The sequence below is a fragment of the Klebsiella sp. 10982 genome (genome assembly GCF_048589245.1).
Lineage (GTDB): Bacteria > Pseudomonadota > Gammaproteobacteria > Enterobacterales > Enterobacteriaceae > Klebsiella > Klebsiella quasivariicola.
On the sequence record NZ_JBMAXV010000088.1, the window covers coordinates 1 to 4,903 of the forward strand.

General features: G+C 42.8%; 7 protein-coding genes. 6 read left to right on the top strand and 1 reads right to left on the bottom strand.

The features are described from left to right. The 3 genes from ACKLKD_RS27375 to ACKLKD_RS27385 form a co-directional block, all read left to right on the top strand. The coding region (locus ACKLKD_RS27375) for an HNH endonuclease signature motif containing protein (RefSeq protein WP_420062002.1) at positions 1–275 on the top strand (275 nt) is incomplete at its 5' end. Position 276: 1 nt separating this feature from the next. Continuing rightward, complete coding sequence (locus ACKLKD_RS27380) at positions 277–534, top strand: bacteriocin immunity protein (protein ID WP_010904244.1); 258 nt, start codon at positions 277–279, stop codon at positions 532–534. A gap of 107 nt (positions 535–641) precedes the next feature. Further along, complete coding sequence (locus ACKLKD_RS27385) at positions 642–797, top strand: colicin release lysis protein (RefSeq protein WP_071561715.1); 156 nt, start codon at positions 642–644, stop codon at positions 795–797. A gap of 204 nt (positions 798–1,001) precedes the next feature. On the opposite strand, the gene ACKLKD_RS27390 is transcribed toward ACKLKD_RS27385, so the two are convergent. Further along, positions 1,002–1,115, bottom strand: coding sequence for a replication initiation protein (locus ACKLKD_RS27390; RefSeq protein ID WP_087806442.1), 114 nt, complete (start codon positions 1,113–1,115; stop codon positions 1,002–1,004). Positions 1,116–1,530: 415 nt separating this feature from the next. Between ACKLKD_RS27390 and ACKLKD_RS27395 the strand changes: the two genes are divergently transcribed. The 3 genes from ACKLKD_RS27395 (at position 1,531) to ACKLKD_RS27405 (ending at position 4,684) form a co-directional block, all read left to right on the top strand. Continuing rightward, positions 1,531–1,722: a Rop family plasmid primer RNA-binding protein gene (locus tag ACKLKD_RS27395; protein WP_087806444.1), complete on the top strand. Its 192-nt coding sequence runs from the start codon at positions 1,531–1,533 to the stop codon at positions 1,720–1,722. Further along, positions 1,722–2,144, top strand: a complete 423-nt coding sequence (locus tag ACKLKD_RS27400; RefSeq protein WP_087806446.1) for a helix-turn-helix domain-containing protein — start codon at positions 1,722–1,724, stop codon at positions 2,142–2,144. Before ACKLKD_RS27395 ends, ACKLKD_RS27400 begins: the two co-directional genes overlap by 1 nt. 1,688 nt (positions 2,145–3,832) lie before the next feature. Further along, a complete protein-coding gene (locus ACKLKD_RS27405) occupies positions 3,833–4,684 on the top strand; it encodes a glycosyltransferase (RefSeq protein ID WP_087806448.1) in 852 nt (283 codons plus the stop codon). The last annotated feature ends 219 nt before the right edge of the window (positions 4,685–4,903 follow it).

Below are 4,903 nucleotides of genomic sequence, written 5' to 3' on the forward strand. Positions count from 1 at the left end.
GGAAGGCTTTCGGTAGTTTTGATTCTTTCCGTCGGGCTTTCTGGAAAGCGGTTGCTGCTGATCCGGACCTCAGTAAGCAGTTTTATCCTGATGATATAGAGCGAATGAAATTAGGGCGAGCTCCAACAGTTCGATTCCGAGATTCTGTAGGTAAAAGGGTTAAGGTTGAACTACACCATAAAGTTGAAATTTCTAAAGGTGGTGATGTCTATAACGTAGATAACCTGAATGCATTAACACCTAAACGTCATATTGAAATTCATAAGGGGAACTGAAATGGCTAATAAAACTTTGGCTGACTATACAGAGCAGGAATTTATTGAGTTTATCGAAAAAATTAAAAAGGCAGACTTTGCTACTGAGTCTGAGCATGATGAGGCTATTTATGAGTTCAGCCAGTTGACTGAACATCCAGATGGTTGGGATCTTATTTATCATCCTCAAGCAGGAGCCGATAATTCTCCTGCTGGTGTTGTAAAAACAGTAAAAGAGTGGCGAGCAGCTAACGGTAAGCCAGGTTTTAAAAAATCGTGATTGAATGTGCGGATTCAAGTGATGAATCCGCACATTTTTAACTCTGGATTTTAATAATAATTACTAGATATCCATTTGCCTAGAATAATAAAAATAAAAGGTGATATATGAAAAAATTACTTTTCCTAGGGGTTGTTACCGTTTCTGTGGTTCTGGCGGCATGTCAGGTCAATAATGTTCGTGACACCGGAGGTGGGGCTGTTTCACCTTCATCGACGGTGACCGGAGTCACGCTTGATAGCGGTACGAACGGCAATCCGTAAAGGATCTTCTTGAGATCCCATTTGGATCGTCGTAATCTCTTGCTCTGTAAACGAAAAAACCGCCTTGGCGGGCGGTTTTTTCGAAGGTTCGAGGAGTTGGCGCTCTTTGAACCGAGGTAACTGGCTTGGAGGAGCGCAGTAACCAAATTCGTTCTTTCAGTTTAGCCTTAACTGGCACATAACTTCAAGACTAACTCCTCTAAATCAGTTACCAGTGGCTGCTGCCAGTGGCGCTTTTGCATGCCTTTCCGGGTTGGACTCAAGATGACAGTTACCGGATAAGGCGCAGCAGTCGGACTGAACGGGGGGGTCGTGCATACAGTCCAGCTTGGAGCGAACTGCCTACCCGGAACTGAGTGTCAGGCGTGGAATGAGACAAACGCGGCCATAACAGCGGAATGACACCGGTAAACCGAATGGCAGGAACAGGAGAGCGCACGAGGGAGCCATCAGGGGGAAACGCCTGGTATCTTTATAGTCCTGTCGGGTTTCGCCACCACTGATTTGAGCGTCAAATTCTGTGATGCTTGTCAGGGGGGCGGAGCCTATGGAAAAACGGCCGTTGGGCGGCCTCCTCTTTTCCGCCTCCCTTGATCGCTCGGTTTTCTCGAGCTTTTATAAGAACGGTCTTGCCGCTCGCCGCAGCCGAACGACCGGAGCGTAGCGACTGAGTGAGCGAGGAAGCGGAAAAGAGACTGTTCTTACATTGAGCACTGACGCTCTGAGGCTTCTTATGACGAAACAACAGAAAACAGCGCTGAACATGGCTAAATTCATCCAGAATCAGTCTCTGCTCCTGCTGGAGAAGCTTAACGAGCTTGATCTCGATGTAGAGGCCGACCTTTGTGAGAAATTCCACGATGATGCGGAGCATCTTTTCCGTACACTGTCCTCGAGACTGGATGAATTACAGGATGGTAACTGATGGCTAGAGTGTCTATTAGTGAAGCGGCACGGCTTGTTAAGGTTAGTCGTCCTACAATTTACAAGATGATTAACAGTGGGAAGTTAAGTTACACCTCTGTTTTAAAGCACGGGAAGGCTATTAAAGTTATTGATACTTCTGAGCTTATTAGAGTGTTTGGTTCTCTTGATGGTGTAATCGATACTGTAAAATATGATGTAAAAAGTGACGCGGAATCTACAGGTGTTAACAGCGTTGGTTTACATGATTTACAACATAGAATCGCTTTACTTGAAGCTGAAAACGATGGTCTTAAAGGGGCTGTTAAGGCTCGAGATGAGCATATTGATTCCCTTCGTCAGGCTATGCAGCTTCTGGAGCACAAGCACGAACCTTCTTCACCACCCCATTCCCCGTGGTGGAAATTCTGGAAAAAATCCTGACCCCATCATGCTTCAGTTTTCCTCTCCGGCCATTCCGGGGAGTTCCTGAACCTTCCCAAAAATCGTCAGATCTCTGAATGCTCCTCACCACTAAAAATACCCATACCCACACCCCACGCAAAATTAAAATTTTGAAGATAACTCATTAATATCAGTTAGTTGTGGGTTACTAAATTACGCAGTATTACTTTCTGTAAGGTGAATCCAAGTCGTCGGCGATTCGTGTACGACTTGCCGACGACTCGTCATAGAGTCATCGACGACTCACTTAAGACTATCAGTAACTTATGACGACTTGACTCTAGAGTCGAATCGTCATTTTGGTTTTTTTTTGACCTTGGTGACTCTAGAGTCAAGTCACGAGTCGAATCGCCGGTGAATCGTGTAGTGAGTCGTCCGGCGACTTGCCATAACGTGATTGCCGGCCGTCGACGAACCCGATTCCTGAACGTGATGAAAACCGGTTTTCCGGCTGCGCCGGCAACGCTTCACGGACACGCAATAAATTGCGTCCCCATTCACCGTTTTCGGATGGGAAGAACGTTGGAAACAGGACTTACCCTGGCTGAATGGGGTGAATTTCCGCACTATGCACTTGCGCGCATACTCATGCATGCCGTAAAAACAGAGCCTGCGCGTTTCTGGCGGGTTTTCGGGTGGTTTGTTGCCTGTTTTACCGGTTTCCTGCCAGAAACGCCCTGAGGCCGTTTTCGCGGTGCGTACAATGCGACGTTATGGTAAATGCCCGGGAGAGCAGAAAACAAAAAAACCTCCGGAGAGGCTTTTCTATTCAGCAGTGGGACTTCGAAAGATGACCGCCATCTCTGACGGTCTTTCCGGCAGTTCCTTCTATCACTTATTTAAGTGATATTGGTTGTCTGGAGATTCAGGGGGCCAGTCTAGTGACAGTATGGGAACAAAACGCCTATACATTCGACTGGTTGGCTGATTGTGTCGATATGACCGCCACTAACGCTTCTAAAATTGACCCTGACTATGGATTAGGCCGTACTGCACTTTGTTCGAGAAAAGTCGTCAGTGGTCTTACAGGGCGATTCGACAGGGGTATCCAGACTATCCGCAATGGCTTGATGCAACGATACAGCGTGTTGAGGCCTACAATCTGCAATTAGTCACCCCGCTATCAGCCGTAGAGTACGCGACCATCGGAAAGATCGTTGCTAAATGGACGTTTCAACGGTTCAACGAAAAAGGCTGGCAGGAATGGGTAGCCAAGACACACACGCCAGAGATACAGACCGCCAGAGGGCGCAAGGGTGGAAAAGTGGTGGGAAAATTTCAAAGCGAAAACCAGTAGCTGGCTCAGCTCGCACATTGCAGCCGTGGATTGAGTTAGGTATTATTTGTAGAACATATTACCGTAGAATGTTAAAAAAAGCTGAAACAAGATAAAGGTTCTGTTGCATAATAGGCGTTCATGCTATGGAATCATAAAAACGGTTTTCATTCATAGATGGAAATCAGTAACGCACCTGAATTACAGGTAATGGTATGAAAGATTATATGGTGTTTTTTATAAAACTATATCCATGCAAAATTATGAGCATTAATTATACAGCTTGAATTGTTGCGGATATGCTTATTTGAAAAATTTACGCCACTAAAATTATTAATTAGAGTGGGTTAAACATAAATAACGAAAGTGGTTTTGATAGAGAGAGTTAAGAATGGAAGAATTAGTTTCAGTTTACATCATAACATTCAATAGGCTTGGTTTATTAAAAAGAGCTTTGGATTCAGTAATGAAACAAACATATTCAAACCTGGAGATAATTATTGTTGATGATTGTTCAACTGATGGTACTGATTCATATATAAAAGAAATGTCGATGACTGATAGCAGAATAAAATTTACTATAAATAAATGTAACAAGGGTGCTTGTTATAGCAGGAACGTAGCCATAAATGCTAGCAGTGGTAAATATATTACCGGGCTTGATGATGATGATTATTTCTTAGAAAATAGGATATCTAACTTTATGGCCAATGTGTCGCTGCTAGATAAATTTGCATTCATATACTCAGATGCCCTATTGAAAAAAAAGATAGGGATACGGAAGGGAAAGATAAATGTCTTTAGCAAAGATATCATATCAAGTAATGATTTGCTATATTATAATTTTGCTGGTAATCAGGTTTTCACAAAATCAGCTCTCCTTAAAGATAATAACTTTGATGAGAGTCTTTTAATTTGGCAAGATTTTGAATGCTGGTATAATATACTCTCAAAAACAAAAAATAAAGCAAAAAGAATAAAAGGTGAGAGTTATGTTCAGGATATATCACATGAAGGAGAAAGGATAACTTCTGGTAAGAAAGATAAAGTAATAAATTCATTTGAATATTTCTCAAAAAAACACAATCTTTCAAGAAAAGATAAAATAAAGCTATCAACTCACCTTTCATCATATCACATACGGACATGGAAATTCATACCAGCCACAGCAATGATAATAATGCAATTGAAATTTTGTGGTTTGTTAATTGCATTAAGGGGGTGGCGAGAGCTAGTAAAATAACAAGTCATATCCGTAGTAAGGTTTTTTTAATAAAATCCAATCCCAATAGGCTTTTATTTCAGATAATACATGCTGCATGCAAAATGCAGCATCGCCTCGTAGTTTTCTACCTTTGTCACTGTGATGAAGTGTGCAGGAATGACTGCAGCCTAACAGGGACATCTACCGTTATAGGGCGAATGACTTTGACCTGCCCCCAGTATTAGATACAACGATCAG